The sequence below is a fragment of the Hydrogenophaga sp. genome (assembly GCF_014773545.1).
Lineage (GTDB): Bacteria > Pseudomonadota > Gammaproteobacteria > Burkholderiales > Burkholderiaceae_C > Hydrogenophaga.
Genome location: NZ_SDDV01000005.1, coordinates 45958 through 66277, shown reverse-complemented (window position 1 = coordinate 66277; position 20320 = coordinate 45958). Strand labels below are relative to the sequence as shown.

18 protein-coding genes and 1 pseudogene are annotated in these 20320 nt (G+C 64.0%); 8 read left to right on the top strand and 11 right to left on the bottom strand.

The window, feature by feature from the left end:
• Positions 1-43 precede the first annotated feature (43 nt).
• Both argF and EST26_RS05135 read right to left on the bottom strand, forming a co-directional pair.
• On the bottom strand, positions 44-958 hold the full coding sequence (gene argF / locus EST26_RS05140) for an ornithine carbamoyltransferase (RefSeq protein WP_291065849.1): 915 nt from the start codon (positions 956-958) through the stop codon (positions 44-46).
• Positions 959-966: 8 nt separating this feature from the next.
• Positions 967-2166 carry an aspartate aminotransferase family protein gene (locus tag EST26_RS05135; RefSeq protein WP_291065847.1) on the bottom strand — a complete coding sequence of 400 codons (1200 nt, stop codon included), beginning with the start codon at positions 2164-2166 and terminating at the stop codon, positions 967-969.
• A gap of 223 nt (positions 2167-2389) precedes the next feature.
• On the opposite strand from EST26_RS05135, the gene EST26_RS05130 reads away from it, so the two are divergent.
• Both EST26_RS05130 and EST26_RS05125 read left to right on the top strand, forming a co-directional pair.
• A complete protein-coding gene (locus tag EST26_RS05130; RefSeq protein ID WP_291066063.1) occupies positions 2390-2704 on the top strand; it encodes a DUF3579 domain-containing protein in 315 nt (104 codons plus the stop codon).
• Between the two features lie 67 nt (positions 2705-2771).
• Entirely contained in the window at positions 2772-3521 is a 750-nt protein-coding gene (locus EST26_RS05125) for a 16S rRNA pseudouridine(516) synthase (protein ID WP_291065846.1), read from the top strand.
• 127 nt (positions 3522-3648) lie between these two features.
• Here the strand turns inward: EST26_RS05125 and EST26_RS05120 are convergent, their stop codons facing one another.
• Positions 3649-4383 (bottom strand): DUF2726 domain-containing protein, encoded by a 735-nt coding sequence (locus EST26_RS05120; protein ID WP_291065845.1) that lies wholly within the window; start codon positions 4381-4383, stop codon positions 3649-3651.
• Positions 4384-4577: 194 nt separating this feature from the next.
• Between EST26_RS05120 and EST26_RS05115 the strand changes: the two genes are divergently transcribed.
• The 6 genes from EST26_RS05115 to ntrC all read left to right on the top strand — a co-directional run bounded on the left by EST26_RS05115 (position 4578) and on the right by ntrC (position 11327).
• On the top strand, positions 4578-5450 hold the full coding sequence (locus EST26_RS05115) for an EI24 domain-containing protein (protein WP_291065844.1): 873 nt from the start codon (positions 4578-4580) through the stop codon (positions 5448-5450).
• On the top strand, positions 5447-6280 hold the full coding sequence (locus tag EST26_RS05110) for a molybdopterin-binding protein (RefSeq protein ID WP_291065842.1): 834 nt from the start codon (positions 5447-5449) through the stop codon (positions 6278-6280). The genes EST26_RS05115 and EST26_RS05110 overlap by 4 nt, the downstream gene beginning before the upstream one ends.
• Before the next feature lie 198 nt (positions 6281-6478).
• Entirely contained in the window at positions 6479-7894 is a 1416-nt protein-coding gene (gene glnA / locus EST26_RS05105) for a type I glutamate--ammonia ligase (RefSeq protein WP_291065840.1), read from the top strand.
• Between the two features lie 207 nt (positions 7895-8101).
• A complete protein-coding gene (locus EST26_RS05100) occupies positions 8102-8665 on the top strand; it encodes a hypothetical protein (RefSeq protein ID WP_291065838.1) in 564 nt (187 codons plus the stop codon).
• The gene (glnL, locus tag EST26_RS05095) at positions 8662-9786 is read left to right on the top strand and encodes a nitrogen regulation protein NR(II) (protein ID WP_291065836.1); all 1125 of its coding nucleotides are present in this window, start codon (positions 8662-8664) and stop codon (positions 9784-9786) included. Before EST26_RS05100 ends, glnL begins: the two co-directional genes overlap by 4 nt.
• 44 nt (positions 9787-9830) lie before the next feature.
• Positions 9831-11327, top strand: coding sequence for a nitrogen regulation protein NR(I) (gene ntrC / locus EST26_RS05090; protein WP_291065834.1), 1497 nt, complete (start codon positions 9831-9833; stop codon positions 11325-11327).
• Between the two features lie 163 nt (positions 11328-11490).
• On the opposite strand, the gene xth is transcribed toward ntrC, so the two are convergent.
• The 8 genes and pseudogenes from xth to EST26_RS05050 all read right to left on the bottom strand — a co-directional run.
• Entirely contained in the window at positions 11491-12264 is a 774-nt protein-coding gene (xth, locus tag EST26_RS05085) for an exodeoxyribonuclease III (RefSeq protein WP_291065832.1), read from the bottom strand.
• Between the two features lie 32 nt (positions 12265-12296).
• The gene (locus tag EST26_RS05080; protein WP_291065830.1) at positions 12297-12800 is read right to left on the bottom strand and encodes a dihydrofolate reductase; all 504 of its coding nucleotides are present in this window, start codon (positions 12798-12800) and stop codon (positions 12297-12299) included.
• A 24-nt stretch (positions 12801-12824) separates the two neighbouring features.
• Positions 12825-13724, bottom strand: a complete 900-nt coding sequence (locus EST26_RS05075; protein WP_291065827.1) for a DMT family transporter — start codon at positions 13722-13724, stop codon at positions 12825-12827.
• A 22-nt stretch (positions 13725-13746) separates the two neighbouring features.
• Entirely contained in the window at positions 13747-14577 is an 831-nt protein-coding gene (locus EST26_RS05070; RefSeq protein WP_291065825.1) for a thymidylate synthase, read from the bottom strand.
• Positions 14578-14697: 120 nt separating this feature from the next.
• Positions 14698-15630 (bottom strand): transglycosylase SLT domain-containing protein, encoded by a 933-nt coding sequence (locus EST26_RS05065; RefSeq protein WP_291065822.1) that lies wholly within the window; start codon positions 15628-15630, stop codon positions 14698-14700.
• Complete coding sequence (locus tag EST26_RS05060) at positions 15627-17048, bottom strand: FAD-binding oxidoreductase (protein WP_291065821.1); 1422 nt, start codon at positions 17046-17048, stop codon at positions 15627-15629. Before EST26_RS05060 ends, EST26_RS05065 begins: the two co-directional genes overlap by 4 nt.
• Entirely contained in the window at positions 17045-17524 is a 480-nt protein-coding gene (locus EST26_RS05055) for a DUF2069 domain-containing protein (RefSeq protein ID WP_291065819.1), read from the bottom strand. The genes EST26_RS05060 and EST26_RS05055 overlap by 4 nt, the downstream gene beginning before the upstream one ends.
• Positions 17525-18120: 596 nt before the next feature.
• Positions 18121-20318, bottom strand: a pseudogene (locus EST26_RS05050) (bifunctional aconitate hydratase 2/2-methylisocitrate dehydratase); the annotation flags it as partial.
• Positions 20319-20320: the final 2 nt, after the last annotated feature.

The following is a 20320-nucleotide window of genomic DNA, read 5'->3' as shown; positions in this document are numbered from 1 at the left end:
TGGGTTCTCCTGGGGTGTCGAGTGCGGGCAGGCCGACGGGGGTTCAGAGCTGCCCGAGCAGCAAAAATTCCAGCAAGGCTTTTTGCACGTGCATGCGATTTTCGGCCTCGTCCCAGACCACGCTTTGCGGCCCGTCTAGCACCTCGGCGCTGACCTCTTCGCCGCGGTGCGCGGGCAGGCAGTGCATGAACAAGGCGTTTGGCTGGGCCGCGCGCAGCATGTCCGCGTCCACGCACCAGCGCGCAAAAGCGGCCCGGCGCACCTCGTTTTCGGCCTCGAAACCCATGCTGGTCCAGACGTCGGTGGTCACCAGATCGGCCCCCGCGCAGGCCGCGTGCGGGTCTTGGAACACCCGGTAGCAGGCCGGGTTGACAATACCGGCCAGCTCGGGCTTGACTTCGTAGCCGCTGGGGGTGCTGACATGCACGGTAAATCCCAGCAGCTCGGCCGCTTGCAGCCAGGTGTTGGCCATGTTGTTGCCGTCACCGACCCAGGCCACCACCCGACCTTGAATGCTGCCGCGCTGCTCGATGTAGGTGAAGATGTCGGCCAGGATCTGGCAGGGGTGGAATTCGTTCGTCAGACCATTGATGACGGGTACGCGCGAATGCGCGGCAAAGGCTTCGAGCTTGCTTTGCTCGTAGGTGCGAATCATCACCAGATCGACCATGCGGCTGATGACGCGCGCGCTGTCGGCGATCGGTTCGGCGCGACCCATCTGGCTGTCGCCACTGGTCAGGTGCACCACCGAGCCGCCCAACTGGTACATGCCGGCCTCAAAGCTGACACGGGTGCGCGTGCTGGCCTTCTCGAAAATCAGCGCCAGCGTGCGGTCGGCCAGCGGGTGGTGCTTTTCGTAGGTCTTGAATTTTTTCTTGATCAGGGCCGCGCGTTCAAACAGGTAGCTGTACTCGGCGGCGCTCAGGTCTTTGAACTGCAGGTAGTGTTTGAGGCGCATGGCAAGAATCACTCGGAGAGAAAGTCAAACACCAGCGGTAGCAGGATCGTGGCCACTTCGTCGGCCTCTTCGGACGACAGGATCAGCGGCGGCACCAGTCGGATCACGCTGTCGGCCGTGACCGAGATCAGCAAACCCGCGTCGACGGCGCGCTGGGTCAGCACGCCGCAGGGCCGCTCGAGTTCGACGCCTATCATCAGGCCCTGGCCGCGAATTTCGCGCACGCCAGCGCGCCCGAGCAGCGCCTGCTCCAGCGTGCTGCGCAGTTGCGCGCCGACGCGCGCGGCGTTCTCCAGCAGGCCGTCTTCCTCGATGATGCGAATCGTCTCAATGCCAGCGCGCATGGCCAGCGGGTTGCCGCCAAAAGTGCTGCCGTGGTTGCCGGGTTGGAGAATGTGCGCCGCCTTGGGCCCGGCCACCAGCGCACCGACCGGCACGCCAGAACCCAGACCCTTGGCCAGCGGCATCACGTCGGGCAAGATGCCGGCCCACTGGTGCGCAAACCACTTGCCGGTGCGGCCCATGCCGCACTGCACCTCGTCTATCATCAGCAGCCAATCGTTGGCGTCACACAGCGCGCGCACCTCGCGCAGGTACTGTGCGCGCATCGGATTGATGCCGCCCTCACCCTGAATGGTCTCGAAAAACACCGCCACCACGTCGGCTCGACCGGCGCTGGCGTGTTGCAGTGCCTGCAGGTCGTTGAACGGCACCCGGATGAAGCCTTCCACCAGCGGGCCAAAACCGGCCTGCACCTTGGGGTTGCCAGTGGCCGACAAGGTGGCGATGGAGCGGCCATGAAAGGCTTTTTCACACACCACGATCTGAGCCCGCTCGATGCCCTTGTCGTGCCCGTATTTGCGCGCCAGCTTGAGCGCCGCCTCGTTGGCTTCCAGGCCGCTGTTGCAGAAAAACACATTCGTCAGCCCCGAGCGCTGCACCAGCATCTGCGCCAGCCGCTCCTGATCCGGCACGTGGTAGTAGTTACAGCAGTGAATCATCTGGGCCAGTTGCTGTTGCAGCGCCGGCACCAGTTTGGGGTGGTTGTGGCCCAGCGTGTTGACAGCGATGCCGGCCAGCGCGTCCAGGTATTCCTTGCCATTGACGTCCCAGACCCGGCAGCCGCGCCCGTGCGAGAGCGCAATCGGCAGGCGGCCATAGGTGTTCATCACGTGCGGCGAGGCGGCAAGGGCTGGGGCTACAGTCATGCAAGGGCTCCGGGGGTAAAGTCAAAAGGGCGGGCGGGGTTGCGCTCATTTTAGGCGCAGCAACTGGCGCCAGCGGGCGGGTCGTGACTGGTTTGGCAGATTGACCCCAATCGACAAGTCTTATATAAGATATAATACACACTATGCATTCCGAGGAGCGATCCTCCGCCGGACCTTGCTGTAAACCCTTCACTTCAGGGACCTCCATCCGATGGCTACCCCGATGGCTGCGCCGACGGCGAAGCACATTTTTATTCAGGGCGTCACCCACAGCGGGCGGGCCTTTCGTCCGAGCGACTGGGCCGAACGCCTAGCCGGGGTGATGAGTCCCTTTCGGCCCGGCGGTGCGCAGCCAGGCAGTCACCTGAGTTATTCACCCTGGTGCGTGCCCAACACCATCAACGGCGTCAAGTGCGTGGTGTTGCACGTCGATTTGCAGCAGGCCCATCCCATGGCCTGGGAATTTTGTCTGAACTTTGCGCGCGACAACGAGCTGCAGGTGGCAGAGGCTTGCCTGCTGGCCGATCCACCGCCTTGAGCGGCATACCAGGTCGCGCGTGGGCTGTGGGGCCTTGCTCGCTGGCAGCGACAATCGGCCGATCATGATGGAATTGCAAGACATGCTTTTTTCGCAAGGTTTTGGCACGCGCCGCGTGTGCTGCGGTCTGGTGCAGCAGGGCCTGGTGCAGGTCGGACCTGAACGGACCCCTTGTGACAACCCGGGCGCCGTTTTTGACGAACGCGAGCTGCTGTTTCATGTGCAAGGCCAAAGCTGGCGCTACTACGCGCTGGCCTATCTGATGCTGCACAAGCCGGCCGGTTTCGAGTGCTCGCAAAAGCCCGCTGCCTACCCCAGCATTTACACCTTGCTGCCGGCGCCGCTGCGCAGACGCGGCGGGGCGGCGGCCGCCGGGGTGCAGGCGGTGGGTCGACTCGATCAGGACAGCACCGGCTTGCTGCTGCTGTCAGACGATGGCGCCTTCATCCACCGCCTGACCTCGCCGCGCCACCATGTGGCCAAGGTGTATCAGGTTCGCCTCAAGCACGCGCTCGATGAGCGCATGATCTCGCGTCTGTTGCAGGGCGTGGTGCTCGACGATGACCCCCGGCCGGTGCGGGCCGCCGCCTGTCAGGCGCTGGCAGAAAATCAAATGCAACTGACCTTGACCGAGGGCAAATACCACCAGGTCAAGCGCATGCTGGCGGCGGTGGGCAACCGGGTCGAGGGCTTGCACCGCTCGTCGATTGGCCGCGTGGACTTGCCGGCCGATCTGCTGCCGGGGCAGTGGCGCTGGCTCAGCGCCGCCGAGGTGGCCGGTTTGACGCAGAAAATGCCAGCGCCCGCCGGCTGTTAGTTTGGCTTATGAGCATCGGCTTGGCAACAGCTCCTGGTCAGCATTGAGATGACTTTCTGCTGCCGCGTTGGCGCAGATCCACACGCATTGGTGTCATTCGATGGATGCACGCCCACGCCAGCCAGCGTCAGCGCAGCTCGCCCTTGCGGCTGTCCAGCGGCAGCAAAAAAGAGTTGTCATCCTGCCACTGCGAATCCAGATCGCTGCGTAGGCCGCCGCCGGCGCTGTGCGGCCAGTTCGACAGTGGGCTGAAGTCGCTTTGGCCGCGCTTGTTGCGCTGGCGCGTCAGCACCGTGCGCAGCTTGGCCTGCGCGGCGATCATGGCTCGTTCTTCCTGTTCGCGTTCACGCATGGCCTGGTTGGAAGGTGACTCTCCAAGAAACTGAAAGCGGATCTCGGCCGCGGAGGGCAGGTGATCGGCTTGCACCACCTTGTAGGGCAGACCACACTGCGCCAGCAGGGATTGCTTGAGCGCGCGCGTGCCGCGCGGCAGGCCGGACGGCCCCACAAGGTCCAGACAGGCAAGCACCCGACCGTTGGCCGTGCAAATGGTGAAGGTGCAGTACACGCTGCCGAGCAACTGGTACCAATGCATGCTTTGCTCGCGCTGGCGCGGCAGCGTAAAGCGCGTCACCGGCAGCTTGATCATGACGTGGTGGTCGTAAAAAGCCCGACACAACCAGTGCCAGACCCGGAGCTCCTCGCTGTTGGTCAAGGCGCGAGTGCCCAAGGGCCAGTGTTTCGGAATACGGCGCCGCTCACGCTGTTGCCGAATCTGCCAGGCATGCAGCAGCCAAGCACCCAGTGCCAGCAAAAGCAGCGCCAGAGCAGCCATCAGCCAGGGGTTGGTCCAGTCGGTCACAAGTGTGAACTTAATAGGTTAATGTTTCGTTAAAGTGTAAGCTAAGGTTTAATATATTTTGTGTGACTCATTGGTTTTATCTGTACAAAGCTGCACTCTTGTCGGTTTTGCGAGGTCTGTTGCAGTGCGCGTGTCGACCGGGTCCTGCGACGGAGTGCCGCTGTGCAGGCCAAAAGCCCTGTATCCTCGCCGCCATGAGTCTGTTGCTCGATTCATTCTGGCGTGCCCTGGCTTATTGCGTGCATCCGCGCGTGATTGCCCTGTCGTTTCTGCCGCTGCTGTTAATGGTGGTCTTGTCTTTTGCGTTGGGCTACTTTTTTTGGGACGCAGCCGTCGCTTCGGTGACGGCCTGGCTGGAGGCCTACCAACTGGTGCAGGCTTTGCTTGCCTGGCTCGAGCGCATCGGCCTGGCTGAACTGAGCGCCGTGTTGGCGCCGCTCTTGGTGTTGGTGTTGGTGACGCCGCTGATCGTGCTGCTGTGCTTGCTCTTGGTGGCTGTCTTCATGGGTTCGGCGCTGGCCGATCTGGTCGGTCAGCGTCGTTTTGCCCGCTTGGAGCGCAAGCGTGGCGCCTCTTTTTTGCACGGTTTGCTCTGGGCCTTGGGCTCGACCCTGCTGGCCTTGCTGGCGCTGCTGGTTTCGATGCCGCTGTGGCTGATTCCGCCGCTGGTGCTCATCCTGCCCCCGCTGATCTGGGGTTGGCTGGCTTACCGGGTCTTCGTTTTCGACGCGCTGGCCGAACATGCGAGCCCAGCCGAGCGCCAATTCATTATCCGCCAGCACCGCAGCGCGCTGCTGCTGATGGGTGTGATCAGCGGTTTTTTGAGTGCCGCACCCAGTTTGCTGTGGGCTTCGGGCGCCATGTTCATTGCACTGGCCCCGTTGCTGGTGCCGGTGGCGGTCTGGGTCTACACGCTGGTGCTGATCTTTACCGCGCTCTGGTTCACGCACTACGCGCTGGCCGCTTTGCAGCACTTGCGTGCTGCTGTGCCGCTCGACCTGTCAGTCGCGCAGGAGAAGCCGCCGGACCTACCCCCAGGTTCCGTTCTCCCATCAAGTTCCACATGACTGCTGAAACCACATGCCCACCCGCTTTCGGCCTGATCGTTATCGGCGACGAAATTCTCTCCGGCAAACGGGCTGACAAGCACCTGCCACAGGTGATCGAACTGCTGGGCGCGCGTGGTTTGGCGCTGGCCTGGGTGCAGGGTGTGGGCGACGACCCGGCGCGCATCAGCGCCATCTTGCGTCAGGCCTTCGCCAGCAGTGACGTGGTTTTTTCCTGCGGCGGCATAGGTGCCACGCCCGACGACCATACCCGCCAGAGCGCTGCGGCGGCGCTGGGCGTCGAGCTGGTGCTACACCCGCAGGCCAAGGTTTTGATCGAGCAGCGCATGCGCCAGCGCGCCGCTGAACAGGGCCAGACTTTTGATCCCGACCGCCCTGAGAACGTGCACCGCTACAACATGGGTGTCTTTCCCGCCGGTGCGCGCCTGATTCACAACCCGTACAACCAGATACCCGGCTTCAGTTGCGATGGTCCAGGCGGCGCCGTGGTGCACTTCGTGCCTGGCTTCCCGGTCATGGCCTGGCCCATGATAGAGGCTGTGCTGGATCAGCAATATCGCTACTGCCAGCGCGTAGGTGCTCGGCTGGAACGTTCGGTGCTGGTCATCGGCGGGCAGGAGGCTGCGCTCACGCCGCTGATGCAAGACATTGAGCGCACGCACCCGGTCAAGGTGTTCAGCCTGCCCTGCGTGGACCATCCTGAGTTTGGGTCGCACATCGAACTCGGTGTCAAAGGCGATCCACAGGCGGTGCAGCGGGCTTTTGCCGATCTGCGCGCGGGTTTGCACAAAAATGGTGCCTTGCTTGGCCCTGAATTGGTGCGACATTGAGGATTTGCCTGCTGTTGGTGCCGTAGCGTTCGTTTTTTTTGGTGCATCTGCGGCTGATGGCTGCACCGCTGCCGCTGCAGTTGACTCGGTCATAATTCGAGCAGATCGTGCAGATAGCCGTCGCATGACGCTTATCTGGCACGGATGCTGCTAGAGAATGAAGTCACTTTTTCACTTACCCAGTTACAGGAGCATTTGATGGCCAAGACCGTCGCAGACGTGATGCAAATGGTGCAAGACAGCGAAGTCAAGTTCATTGACTTTCGCTTCACCGATACCCGTGGTGCGCAGCATCACACCACCGTGCCGGTGTCGCATTTCAACGAAGAGAAATTCATCTCGGGCCACGCCTTCGATGGTTCGTCCATTGCGGGTTGGAAAGGCATCGAAGCCTCGGACATGCAACTGATCCCCGACCCGAACACGGCCAACATCGATCCCTTCTACGAAGAGACCACGCTGATTCTGAGTTGCGACGTGATCGAGCCGACCGACGGCAAGGCCTACGACCGCGATCCGCGCTCCATCGCCAGGCGCGCCGAGGCCTACCTCAAGTCAACCGGTCTGGGCGACACCGCCTTCTTCGGCCCGGAGCCCGAGTTTTTCATTTTTGACGGTGTACGCTGGAGCACCGCGCCGGGTCACACCTTCTACGAAATCGAAGAGTACGAAGCGCCCTGGAACAAGGGCGCCAAGCTCGAAGGCGGCAACCGCGGCCACCGCCCCAGCGTCAAAGGGGGCTATTTCCCCGTGCCGCCGGTCGACAGCACACAAGACATGCGTGCCGAGATGGCGCTGATCCTCGAGTCGCTGGGCATCCCGGTCGAGGTGTTCCACCACGAGGTGGCCGGTGCGGGCCAGAACGAAATCGGCACCCGCTTCAGCACCCTGGTGCAGCGCGCCGACTGGACCATGCTGCAAAAATACGTGGTGCATAACGTCGCCAACGCCTACGGCAAGACCGCCACCTTCATGCCCAAGCCCTATGCCGGTGACAACGGCTCGGGCATGCACGTGCATCAGTCGGTCTGGAAAGACGGTAAAAATCTGTTTGCCGGCGACGGTTACGCCGGCCTGAGCGAGTTTGCGCTGTACTACATTGGCGGCTTGATCAAGCATGCGCGGGCACTGAATGCCATCACCAACCCCGGCACCAATTCGTACAAGCGCCTGGTGCCGCACTTCGAAGCACCGGTCAAACTGGCCTATTCGGCCAAGAACCGCTCGGCCGCGATCCGCATCCCCTACGTGGCCAACCCCAAGGGTCGGCGCGTGGAAGCGCGCTTCCCGGATCCGCTGATGAACCCCTACCTGGGCTTTTCTGCGCTGCTGATGGCCGGTCTGGACGGTGTGGAAAACAAGATTCACCCGGGCGAAGCTGCAACCAAAGACCTCTACCACCTGCCGCCGGAAGAAGATCGCCTGGTGCCAACGGTCTGCCACAGCCTCGATCAGGCGCTGGCACACCTGGATCAAGACCGCGCCTTTTTGACCCGGGGTGGCGTGTTCACCGATACCATGCTTGACGCCTATATCGAACTGAAGATGGGTGAGGTCACGCGTGGCCGCATCGAGGTGGCCCCGGTCGAGTACGACATGTACTTCAGCCTGTGATGCCTTGACCACGCCCGGCGCGCCTGGGCACGATGACAAAAAGGACGGCTCAGGCCGTCCTTTTTTTGCGCCGGCTGCTCTGCTTGCGTCGCTTTCGCTCTGACCCGTGGCACTTCAGCGCTGGTTTTCGGTCATACTCAAAATACGCGGCGTGGCCGTGGGCTGGGAGTTCGAAATCGTGCAACGGGAGTATTCGTGTTTTCCATCATGACATCGACCGCAAGCTGGCGCTGGCTGCTCGTTGGCGTTGCTGCGCTGGGCTTGGCGCCAGTTCAGGCGCAGGAGCGCATTTACCGCTGCCCGGGCACGCCGGTGGAGTACATCAACGACGCTCAAGTGGCCATCAGCAGGGGCTGCGTCCTGATGGAAGGCGGTAACGTCACCATCGTGCATGGCACCACACCCCAGCGCGCCGCCGAAGCGCGTGTGCCGCAGGCGACGCGCAACGCCGCCGCTGCGGCGCCGGCTGCACGTCCGGCGGCTGCGCGCACCGACGCGGCGGCGCAGCGCGCGCGTGACAGCGATGCGCGGCTGATTCTGCAAACCGAGCTCAATCGCGCGCAAGAGCGGTTGGCGCAGGCGCAGCAGGCGTACGCCGGTGGCGAGCCGCCGTTGCAGGGCATTGAATTTCGCAACCGTCAGCTCTACCTCGAACGCGTGGCTGGACTCAAAGCAGCGCTCGAGCGGGCGCAAAGCGATGTCGATGGTCTGCGGCGCGAACTCGATCGTCTGGGCGGTGCGGCGGGCGTGGCCAATGCCACTCTGCAATGAGGGGTTTGCTGCCGCTCGTGGCGTCCCCGCCATCCCTGCCATCCCTGCCATCCCCAACATCTGAAAGCGCTGCGCAGCGCTTTCAGGCGCTTGATTTGCTGGCCACGCTGGTGGCCGTGGTCGCTGCTGACGGTGCGGTGTTGTACGCCAACGCTGCGCTGGAAGACGCGCTGGGCTTGTCGCGCCGCAGCATCGTGAACGGCTTGCTGCAAGACTGCTTCACCGACCCGGGGCTGTTGCGCAAGGCCTTGTTGGGCGTGCGCAGCAACGAATTCGCCGTGCTGCGCTATGACGCCCGGCTCAAGCGGCTGCAGCATGAACCGCTGCCGGTGCACGTGCTGGTGGCGCAGACCGAAGCGGCGGGTGAAGTGGTGGTCGAAATGTTGCCGCTGGAGCAGCAAGCGCGCCAAGAGCGCGAGGAGCGCCTGATCGACCAGGCCCAGACCAATAAGGAGCTGATTCGCAACCTGGCACACGAAATCAAAAACCCGTTGGGTGGTATTCGGGGCGCGGCGCAATTGCTGCAGATGGAGATCGATTCCAGGGCGCTGAACGAATACACCCAGGTCATCATCGACGAGGTGGACCGCTTGCAGTCGCTGGTCGATCGGCTGTTGCTGCCGCATCGCCGCGCGCATGTGGTGGGCGACGTCAACATCCACGAGGTCTGCGAGCGCGTGCGGGCCCTGATTGTGGCCGAGTTCCCCGTCGGTCTGAGCGTGCTGCGCGACTACGACACCTCGATTCCCGAGTTCCGCGGCGACCGCGAACAGCTCATTCAGGCGCTGCTCAACATCGCTCAAAACGCCGCGCAGGCACTCGCGCCGCTCATTGCCGTTGGCGATGGGCGAATCATTTTCAAGACGCGCGTCAACCGTCAGATTACTTTTTGCAAGCAGCGCTACCGGTTGGCATTGGAATTGCTTGTAATCGACAACGGGCCAGGCGTGCCAGATTCGATCAAAGACCGTATTTTTTTTCCGCTGGTCTCAGGGCGCGCAAGCGGTTCGGGTCTTGGGCTCACGCTGGCGCAGACTTTTGTCCAGCGGCATCATGGCCTGATCGAGTGCAAAAGCGAGCCGGGGCAAACCGAATTCAAAATTTTGCTTCCCCTGCCCTGAGACTGAACCACAACGCCGTTTGCTGACGAAGGGACACACAGCGCATGAAGTCGATATGGATAGTGGATGACGATCAATCGATCCGCTTCGTGCTGGAAAAAGCCTTGCTGCGCGAAAACCTGCCAACCCGCAGTTTCACCAACCCGCAAGACGTGTTGCGGGCGCTGGATCAGGCGCCCGAAGAGGATGGGCCGCACGTGCTGGTGAGCGACATCCGCATGCCGGGTGGTTCGGGTCTGGATCTGTTGGAGCAGCTCAAGAAACGACGGCCCAGATTGCCGGTCATCATCATGACCGCATTTTCTGACCTCGACAGCGCGGTCGCGGCCTTTCAGGGCGCGGCCTTCGAGTACCTGCCCAAGCCCTTCGATCTGCACCGTGCGGTCGATCTGATTCGCCGCGCGCTGCAGGAAAGCCAGGTCGAAGCCGTGGCTGAAGAGCGCATGACGGCTGCGCCCGAAATGCTGGGTCAGGCGCCGGCCATGCAGGACGTGTTTCGCGCCATTGGCCGTCTGAGCCAGAGTCAGGTGACGGTGTTGATCACCGGCGAGTCTGGTTCTGGCAAGGAGCTGGTGGCGCGCGCGCTGCACCGGCACTCGTCGCGCGCGCGCGGGCCTTTCGTGGCGATCAATACCGCCGCCATTCCCAAAGACCTGCTGGAATCCGAACTGTTCGGCCACGAGCGCGGCGCCTTCACCGGTGCGCAGACGCTGCGGCGTGGTCGCTTCGAGCAGGCCGACGGCGGCACCCTGTTTTTGGACGAAATCGGCGACATGCCGTATGACTTGCAAACCCGGCTGCTGCGCGTGCTCTCGGACGGGCAGTTCTACCGCGTCGGCGGCCACAGCGCCGTCAAAGCCCAGGTGCGCGTCATTGCCGCCACGCACCAGAATCTGGAGCAACGCGTCAAGGAAGGTGGCTTTCGCGAAGACTTGTTTCACCGCCTCAACGTCATTCGCCTGCGCTTGCCGGCGCTGCGCGAGCGGCGTGAGGATGTGCCGCTGCTGACACGTTTTTTTCTGCAGCACAGTGCCAGCCAGTTGAGTGTGGAGCCCAAGCGCATCAGCGACGCCGCGCTCCAGCGCTTGGCGGCGTTCGATTTTCCCGGCAACGTGCGCCAGTTGGAAAACATTTGTCACTGGCTGAGCGTGATGGCGCCGGCCCAGGTGATTGAACCCAAGGATCTGCCGCCCGAGGTGCTGGCACAACCCGGCGCCGAATCAGTTGGCGCCGCCGCCGTGCCCGCGGCTGCGCCGCCCGCCGAGCCGGCGCAACTCCTCGCGCTGGCGGATGCTGATTCGGCGGCGCACCCGTGCGTGCCTGGCACCGCCACCTGGGAGCAGGGCTTGCGGGCCGAGGCCCAGGCCTTGCTGGAGCAAGACCGCAGCGACGTGTGGGACGTGCTGATGCGCCGTGTGGAAACCTGTTTGATTCAGACCGCACTGACCAGCACCCGCGGCCGGCGCATCGAGGCGGCGCAAAAGCTGGGCATTGGGCGCAACACCATCACGCGCAAAATTCAGGAGTTGGACCTGGAGTAAGGCCACAGCTTGCCGCTTGCAGTTGCCAAGGCCGACCGACCTAACGGGCATGACTTTAAAAGGCGCCCCAAAAAATGAAAGTCATGCCCGTTCTCCCTCACCCCCAACCCCTCTCCCGCACGCGGGAGAGGGGAGCGAAGTGAGTCGCGGCCCGACTTTCACGTTAAGGCACTGCATCCAGCGTCAGCAGCACCGGCGCGTGGTCGCTCGGACGTTCGTTTTTGCGTGGGGTTTTGTCGATAACGCAGGCGCGGGCGCGGGCGGCGAGCGCCTTGCTGATCAAGATGTGGTCGATGCGCAGCCCGCGGTTGCGCCTAAAAGCGAATTCGCGGTAGTCCCACCAGGTGAAGCTTTTTTCTGCTGGCGCAAACAAGCGCAGCGCGTCGTGCAAGCCCAGGTCAAGCAGGCGCTGCAACTGCGCGCGCTCTTCGTCCGTGCAGTGGATGCTGCCGACCAAGCCGACCGGGTCCCAGACGTCGGCGTCGTCAAAGGTGATGTTGTAGTCGCCCAGCAGCACCAAATGGGGGTGCGCCGCCATTTCGCTGCGCACCCAATCGTGCAGCGCGTCGAGCCAGCGCATTTTGTAGGCGAATTTATCGCTGCCCGGCGCTTGGCCATTGGGAAAGTAGGCGCCAATCACGCGCACCCCGGCAATGCTGGCGCTGAGCACGCGCGCCTGCTCATCGGCAAAACCGGGGATATTTTTCACCACCTCGGTCGCCGCCGAACGGCTCAGCAAGGCCACGCCGTTGTAGGTTTTCTGCCCGTGCCACTGCGCCTGATAGCCGACGTCGGCAAAGGCCTGGACGGGAAACTTATCGTCGCTGAGTTTGAGTTCTTGCAGCGCCAGCACGTCGACCGGGTGTGCGCCTAGCCAGTCCAGCACCTGCGGCAGGCGCACGGTGAGCGAATTTATATTCCAGGTGGCCAGTTGCATGCGGCAGCCTTCAATTTCGGTTCAAGCGCGGTTCAACCCGCGCGGCGGTATTCGACAAAGGCAAACGACAAACCCGTGGCGCTGCGCTGGCATTCGCGCGCGCTCTCTTGCCACTGCGGGCCGAGCGCGGGCGCAAAGGCATCGCCTTCGAACGCCTGGTCGATTTCTGTCACCAGCACGCGCTGCGCCAGCGCCAGCGCCTGCGCATAGACTTGAGCGCCGCCAATCACCCAGGCGTCGGCGGCGTCGGCACACAGCGCCAGCGCGGCGGGCAGCGAGTCGGCGCGCCGCGCGCCTGCCTCGCGCCAGCCGCTGTCGCGCGTGAGAACGATGTTAGAGCGGCCCGGCAGCGGGCGAAACCGCGGCGGCAGAGAGTCCCAGGTTTTGCGTCCCATGATGACCGGGCAGCCCAGCGTGTGGCGCTTGAAGTGCGCCAAATCTTCCGGCAGTTGCCAGGGCAGGGCGTTGTGGTAGCCGATCACGCCGTTGGCGGCGCGCGCGTAGATCAGGTTCAGACGGGTCGGTTTGCTTGCCATGGGGTGATTGTGCCGCTGCGCCGATCAGGGCCGATCCGCTGGGGCCGCCACGCTGCGCTGAGGCCACAGCACGCTGGCGATGGCGAGCATCACAAACACGATCGCCAGCCAGTCTTGCCAGTGCGGCACTTCGCCGACGATGGCGGTGGCACTGAGCGTGCCGACCAGCGGAATCGCCATGATGCTCATGGCGCTGGTGGCCGGGGGCAGGTTGCGCGCCATGGCAAACCAGATCAGTTGCGCCAGCCCGTAGTTGATGAACACGCCGTAGGCCAGGCTGATCCACATCGGCAGCGAAAAGCCGCTCGGTTGCGGCAGCGGTTCGAGCGAGAGCGCCAGCACCCAGAGCACAGCGCTGCCCAGCAGCAGCATCCAAACCAGCACCACCATGGGCGCGAGCGTGAGACGGGCACGCCGAAACAGCAAAGTGCCCAGCGCCCAGCAAAACGCCGCACTCAGCATCCAGGCGATGCCGACCGGGCGCCCGCTCAGGCGCTGCAGCTCGTGCCACAGCAGCAAGCCGATGGCGATGCTGGCGCTGAGCACCGCCAGCCGCACGCGCGGCGTGATGCGTTCGCCAAAAAACAAGGCGCCGATCAGCACCGTGAAGATCGGCATGGTAAAGCCCAGGATGGCGGCGCGCCCGGAGGCGAGTTCTTGCACGCCGTAAATCGACAGCGTGTGCCAGCCCAGCACATTGGGCAGGCCCAGCAGCGCAATCACCAGCCATTCGCGTCCGCGTGGCCACATGCGCTCGCCGCGCAGCGCCACATAGGCAAACAGCCAGGCCGCGCCCAGCAGCATGGTGCTGGCGCGGAAATACAGCGGGGTCAGCTCTTGCAAAGAGAGCTTCATCATCGGCCAGTTGACGCCCCACATCAGCGTCAGAGCCAGCAGGGCCCAGAGTTGGCGGCGTGAAATCATGCGCGCTGCGGCTGGTGTTTGATCACACCGCCACCGCCGCCTTGATGGCCGGGTGGCACTGGTAGTCCTGCAGCTCGAAGTCTTCCGGTTCGTATTCGAACAGGCTGGCAGGTCGGCGCGCGATGTTCAGCCTGGGGTAGGCCAGCGGCGTTCGGCTCAGTTGCAGCGCCACTTGCTGCTGGTGGTTGTGGTAGATGTGGCAGTCGCCACCGTTCCAGATGAAGTCACCCACATCGAGTTCGCATTGCTGCGCCACCAGATGCGTCAGCAGGGCGTAGCTGGCAATGTTGAATGGCACGCCCAGAAACACGTCGGCGCTGCGCTGGTAGAGCTGGCAGCTCAGCTTGCCGCGTCCTTGCGGGCTGGTCGGCGGCGCCACATAGAACTGAAACAGCGCGTGGCAGGGCATGAGAGCCATTTTGGGCAGGTCGGCCACGTTCCAGGCACTGACCAGCAAGCGGCGCGAGTCCGGGTTGGTTTTCAGGCTCTGAATCAGCTCGGCCATCTGGTCGATCTGGCCCCCTTCGGGCGTGGGCCAACTGCGCCACTGCACGCCGTAGACCGGGCCGAGCTCGCCGTGCGGGTCGGCCCATTCGTCCCAGATGGTGCAGCCGCGTTCTTGCAGCCACTTGACGTTGCTGTCACCGCGCAAAAACCACAGCAGTTCGACCACGATGGCGCGCCAAAAGACTTTTTTGGTGGTGATGAGCGGAAAACCTTCGCTCAGGTCAAAGCGCATGTGGTAGCCGAACACGCTGGTGGTGCCGGTGCCGGTGCGGTCGGTTTTTTGTACGCCCTGGGCAAGCACGTGACGAACGAAGTCTTCGTATTGGGAGCGGATCGGGCGGGTCATCAAGGCTTCTTTCTTGCTTTCTGACGGCAGCCGTGGGCATCAAGCAGGGCGGCCGCCGCCAGCGTCAGAAAGCCGTGATTGTGCGGGATTTCGAGCCTACACCTGCGCTGGTGGCGACAGTCAGCGCCGTGCCGCGCGGATGCGCGCCAGTTCAGGCGATGGCGCCGTGACGCGGGCATCAAACGGGTGGTAGGGCAGTTGGAACACTTCCCGGATGCGACGCAGGTAGTTCTGGGTCTCCTGGAACGGCGGCACGCCGCGGTGGCGGTTGACCGCACCTTCGCCCGCGTTGTAAGCCGCCAGCGCCAGCGACACGTCACCCCTGAAGTAGGCCAGCAGCCAGCGCAGATAGGCCAGCCCGCCGCGGATGTTTTGCTCTGGGTCAAAGGGTTTGCGCACGTTAAAACGCGCGGCGGTCTCAGGAATGAGCTGCATCAGGCCCTGGGCGTTTTTGTTCGATACCGCCAGCGGGTTGAAATTGGATTCGGCGCGGATGACGGCAAACGCCAGGCCGGGGTGTATGCCGTATTCGGGTGCCAGACGGCGCACGATCGCCATTACCTGTTGCTCGCGGGCGCTGTCTATGAGGCGTTCAAACCCGTTCGCCATCTGCTGCTGCTGGTCGGCCAGATCGGCTTCGATGCGGCGCAGTCGTTCGATCTCTGCAGCCTGCTGGGCCGCCAGCACGCAAGGCGGTGGAGCGGCGTTTTCGGTCATGCGCGCCAGCATGCGCTGCGCCGGGGCGTCGCCCTGGTGGGCGGCTTGCTGAAAGAAATGAGCGGCATAGGCATCGCTGCGCGCCACGCCACGGCCGTTGGCGTAGATCCAACCCAGGTCGTACTGGGCCTGGGCGTCGCCCGCCAGGGCGGCTTTGCAATACAGCTCGATGGCGCTTTCAATGTCGCGCGTGACACCTTCGCCGTGTTCGAGTGCACGCGCCTGCTCGCGCCACGCGGCCACCGCTGGCTGCGACGCGACCGGCGTGGCCAGCGCCGCGCCGTGCAGCACAAGCGCAGCACCCAGTATGTACAACAGCTTGGCCCATGTGTTCATGACAGGACGCGACCGGGGTTCATGATCCCTTGCGGGTCTAGTGCTTGCTTGACAGCGCGCATCAGCCTGAGCGCCACCGGGTCTTTGTACTGCGGCAGCAAGCCCGCTCTCAGGCTGCCAATGCCGTGCTCGGCGCTGACGCTGCCATGGTAGCGCGTCACGGCGTCAAACACCAGAGTGTTGATGCGCGCTTCCCAGTCGCGCAAAAAAACGGCTGCATCCACCCCGGCAGGGGCTTGCACGTTGTAGTGCAGGTTGCCGTCGCCCAGGTGACCGAAAGTGACCAGCCGCACACCGGGCCATTCGCGTTGCAGCAGGGCATCGGTCTCGGCGCAAAAGGCCGGAATGCGCGAGACCGGCAGCGCGATGTCGTGCTTGATGTTAGGCCCTTCTTTGGCCTGCGCCAGTGCAATGTGCTCGCGCACCTGCCAGAGCTGCTGCGCCTGCGCCAGGCTGGTCGGCAAGACGGCGTCGCTGACCGTGCCGAGTTCGAGCGCGCAGCCCAGCAGGCGCTCCAGGCTGGCCTGGGCATGGCTTTGAGATTCGTTGTCGCTGCATTCCAGCAGCACGCCATAGGGCGCGCCTTGCCACGGCGGCACGCGCAAGTGCGGGAAGTGCCGGGCCACCAGGCTGAGTGCGAACTGGCCCATGATTTCAAAACCCGTCAGGCCAGCGCCCAGTTGCCGCTGCGCGTGGCTGAGCAGTTCCAGCGCAGCGCCCAGACTGGGCACGGCGGCCCAGGCGCACAACTGCGCCGCTGGCAGCGGGTAGAGCTTGAGGGTGGCGGCGGTGATGACCCCCAGCGTGCCTTCGCTGCCAATGAAGAGGTTGCGCAAGTCGTAGCCGCTGTTGTCTTTGCGCAGACCCGACAGGCCGTGCCAGACATCGCCTTGCGCCGTCACCAGTTCCAGCCCCAGACAGAGCTCGCGTGCGTTGCCGTAGCGCAGCACCTGGGTGCCGCCAGCGTTGCTGGCCAAGTTGCCGCCGATGGTGCAACTGCCCTCAGAGGCCAGGCGCAAGGGGAACAGAAAACCGGCTTGGGCGGCCACTTGTTGCAGGTTTTGCAACACGCAGCCGGCTTGCACCGTGACGCTGGCGTTGGCCGCGTCGAGCTCGAGCACCGCGTCCATGCGTCCAAGGCTGAGCAGCACTTGTGTGCCCGAGGCGTCGGGCACCGAACCCAGCACCAACCCGGTGTTGCCGCCTTGCGGCACGATCGCCGCACCGGCGCCGGCGCAGGCGCGCAGCACGGCGGCGACTTCTTCGGTGTTGGCCGGGCGCACCACCGCCAGCGCGCGGCCCCGGCTGCGGCCGCGCCAGTCTTGCTCCCAGGCGCTCAGGTCGGCGTTCGGATCCTCATGCGTGAGCACGTGGTGCGCGCCCACGGTCTGGCGCAACAGCGCCAGCAACTCGTTCATGGCCGCTCGGCGGGCGCCGCCACCGGGTCGGTGGCGGCGCCAATGGCGGCGGCATGGCGCACCTGGTCGGCTGCCACAGCGGCTTTGCCCGCGCCGCGCAGCCGGATGCGCACGTGCAGCGCGCAAGCGACAAACAAGCACACGCACAGCAACACCTGCAGCCCGGCCAGCCACGCCGACAAGCCGGCGTCGCTGTAGACGCGCATGACACCTTCGGCAAAATACAACCACACCAACAGGCTGACCCAGCGGTAGGTGTACATGCGGTTTTTCAGCAAGCCAATCAGCGGCAGCGTCAGCGGCAACACCTTGATCGCCCACCACGAGCCACCTGGGCGCAGCGGGGCCAGCCACAGCTCCCAGGCCAAGCCGAGCACGATCAGGCCCAGCAGGCTGCCCACGGCGAGCCAGCGCGTGCGCCTGACGGCAGACAAAACCTGGGGCGAGGTGCTGGGGTAGTCGATCGGCTCGGTCATGGCGGGTGTTCAGAAAAGCGAATTATCCGAGATTGTCGTCGGTACGCGGCGGCGCCTATGGGTTGTCGGCAGCGGGCGCGTCGGCTACGAGGATTTGAGATGGCAGCTTAGGGACGCCGTGGGCTTTTTGAATGACTTGCCTGCGCAGACCATCAGGCCCTATCGAAGCCTTGAGCAGTTGCAACTGTTTCTCAGCGCAACGCCGCAGCTGGCGTTCACAGCCCAGCCCCAGGTAGTGCGGCCGATAACCAGCGCTACGAACACATCAGTCGGGTGCTGACTCGGTTTGACCACCCCCAGCGCACAAGCGCGAACGCGGTGTGGTGCTGACCTACCTGCGCCCTACCAGCGGCTACGGCCGCGCGCAAGTACACGGCCGCCAACGTGGCGTTGCTGGTGGAGATGGACCGGGCCCACGAGACGTCTATGACAACCCGCGGCAGGCAGACACCAGTCTTTGTCTCTGTGCCCATTCGGCGTCTGCAGAAAGTTTTTGGCCACCACCAGATCGAACTCGTGGATTTTTTCGGTAGTGCAATATTCGTTCTGTAATTTCCCGAGCCACTGAAACATGGATACGTGGAAAGTTTTTCTGATTTGGTCGGCGGCGCGACCCACAGCTTGACCGGGATGTCGCGCTGGCCGCCGAGCAGCTTGGCGGCGGCGCGGAAGTGGCCGATGTTGGTCATGCACGAGCCGATGAAGGCTTCGTCGATCTTCGTGCCCGCCACCTCGCTCAAGAACTTGGCGTCGTCCGGATCGTTCGGGCAGCACAGGATGGGTTCCTTGATGTCGGCCAGGTCGATCAGGCTTGGACCTTTTCGATGCGGCGCTGCAAGGTGCGCTTGTCTTCGTAGCCGTCGGCGATCATGTTCTTCATCAGCACGATGTTGCTGCTGAGGTACTCCTTGATCGGCGCGGGGTTGAGCTTGATGGTGCAACCGGCGGCGGAGCGCTCGGCCGACGCGTCGGATAGTTCAAACGCCTGCTCGACCTTCAGGTCGGGCAGGCCTTCGATCTCCAGGATGCGGCCCGAGAAGGCGTTGATCTTGCCGGCCTTGGCCACCGTCAGCAGACCGGCCTTGATGGCGTACAGCGGAATCGCGTGCACCAGGTCGCGCAGCGTCACGCCGGGCTGCATCTGGCCCTTGAAGCGCACCAGCACCGACTCGGGCATGTCCAGCGGCATCACGCCGGTGGCGGCGCCAAAGGCCACCAGGCCCGAGCCTGCGGGGAAGGAGATGCCGATGGGGAAGCGGGTGTGCGAGTCACCGCCGGTGCCAACCGTATCCGGCAACAACAGACGGTTCAGCCATGAGTGGATCACGCCGTCGCCCGGGCGCAGGGCCACGCCGCCGCGGCTGCTGATGAACTTGGGCAGCTCGCGGTGCGTCTTCACGTCGACCGGCTTGGGGTAGGCCGCGGTGTGGCAGAAGGACTGCATCACCAGGTCGGCGGAAAAACCCAGGCAGGCCAGGTCTTTCAGCTCGTCGCGGGTCATCGGGCCGGTGGTGTCCTGCGAACCCACGGTGGTCATGCGTGGCTCGCAGTAGGTGCCGGGGCGCACGCCCAGGCCCTCGGGCAGACCGATGGCGCGGCCCACCATCTTCTGCGCCAGCGTGAAACCGGCTTTGGTTTGCGCAGGCACAGCGGGCAGACGGAACAGCGTGCTTGCTGCCAGGCCCAGGAATTCACGCGCCTTGGCGGTGAGCGAGCGGCCGATGATCAGGTTGATGCGGCCGCCGGCGCGCACTTCGTCGAACAGCACCTCGCTCTTGAGCTTGAACTCGGCCACGGTCTGGCCGTTCTTGACCAGCTTGCCGTCGTAGGGCAGCACGTCGACCACGTCGCCCATTTCCAGCTTGGACACGTCCACTTCAATCGGCAGCGAGCCCGAGTCTTCCTGCGTGTTGAAGAAGATCGGGGCGATCTTGCCGCCCAGGGTGACGCCACCAAAGCGCTTGTTCGGCACGAAGGGGATGTCCTGGCCGGTGGCCCAGATCACGCTGTTGGTGGCCGATTTGCGGCTGGAGCCGGTACCGACCACGTCGCCCACGTAGGCGACCAGGTGGCCCTTTTTCTTCAGGTCTTCGATGAACTGCATCGGGCCGCGCTTGCCGTCTTCCTCGGGCTTGAAGGCCGCACCACCCGGAGTACCAAAATCCTGGCGCGTGTTCTTCAGCATCGCCAGATAGTGCATCGGGATGTCCGGGCGCGTGGTGGCGTCCGGCGCGGGAGACAGGTCGTCGGTATTGGTTTCACCGGGCACCTTGAAGACGGTGACGGTGATCTTCTTTTCCACTTCGGGGCGGCTGGTGAACCACTCGGCGTCGGCCCAGCTCTGCATCACTTCCTTGGCCACCGCGTTGCCGGCCTTGGCCTTCTCGGCCACGTCGTTGAAGTAATCGAACATCAGCAGCGTCTTCTTCAGCGCTGCGCCGGCCACGGCCGCCACCTCGGCGTCGTCCAGCAGCTCGATCAGCGGGTGCACGTTGTAGCCACCCACCATGGTGCCCAGCAGCTCGGTGGCCTTAGGCCTGGAGATCAGGCCGACCTGGATGTCACCATGCGCCACGGCCGCCAGGAAGCTGGCCTTGACCTTGGCGGCGTCGTCCACGCCTGGCGGCACGCGGTGCGTCAGCAGGTCCATCAGGAAAGCGTCTTCGCCTGCGGGCGGGGCCTTGATCAGCTCGATCAGGGCCGCGACTTGTTTGGCGTCGAGCGCTAGCGGCGGTATGCCCAGGGCGGCGCGTTCAGCGGTGTGGGCGCGGTAGTCGGTCAGGAAGGTCGACATGG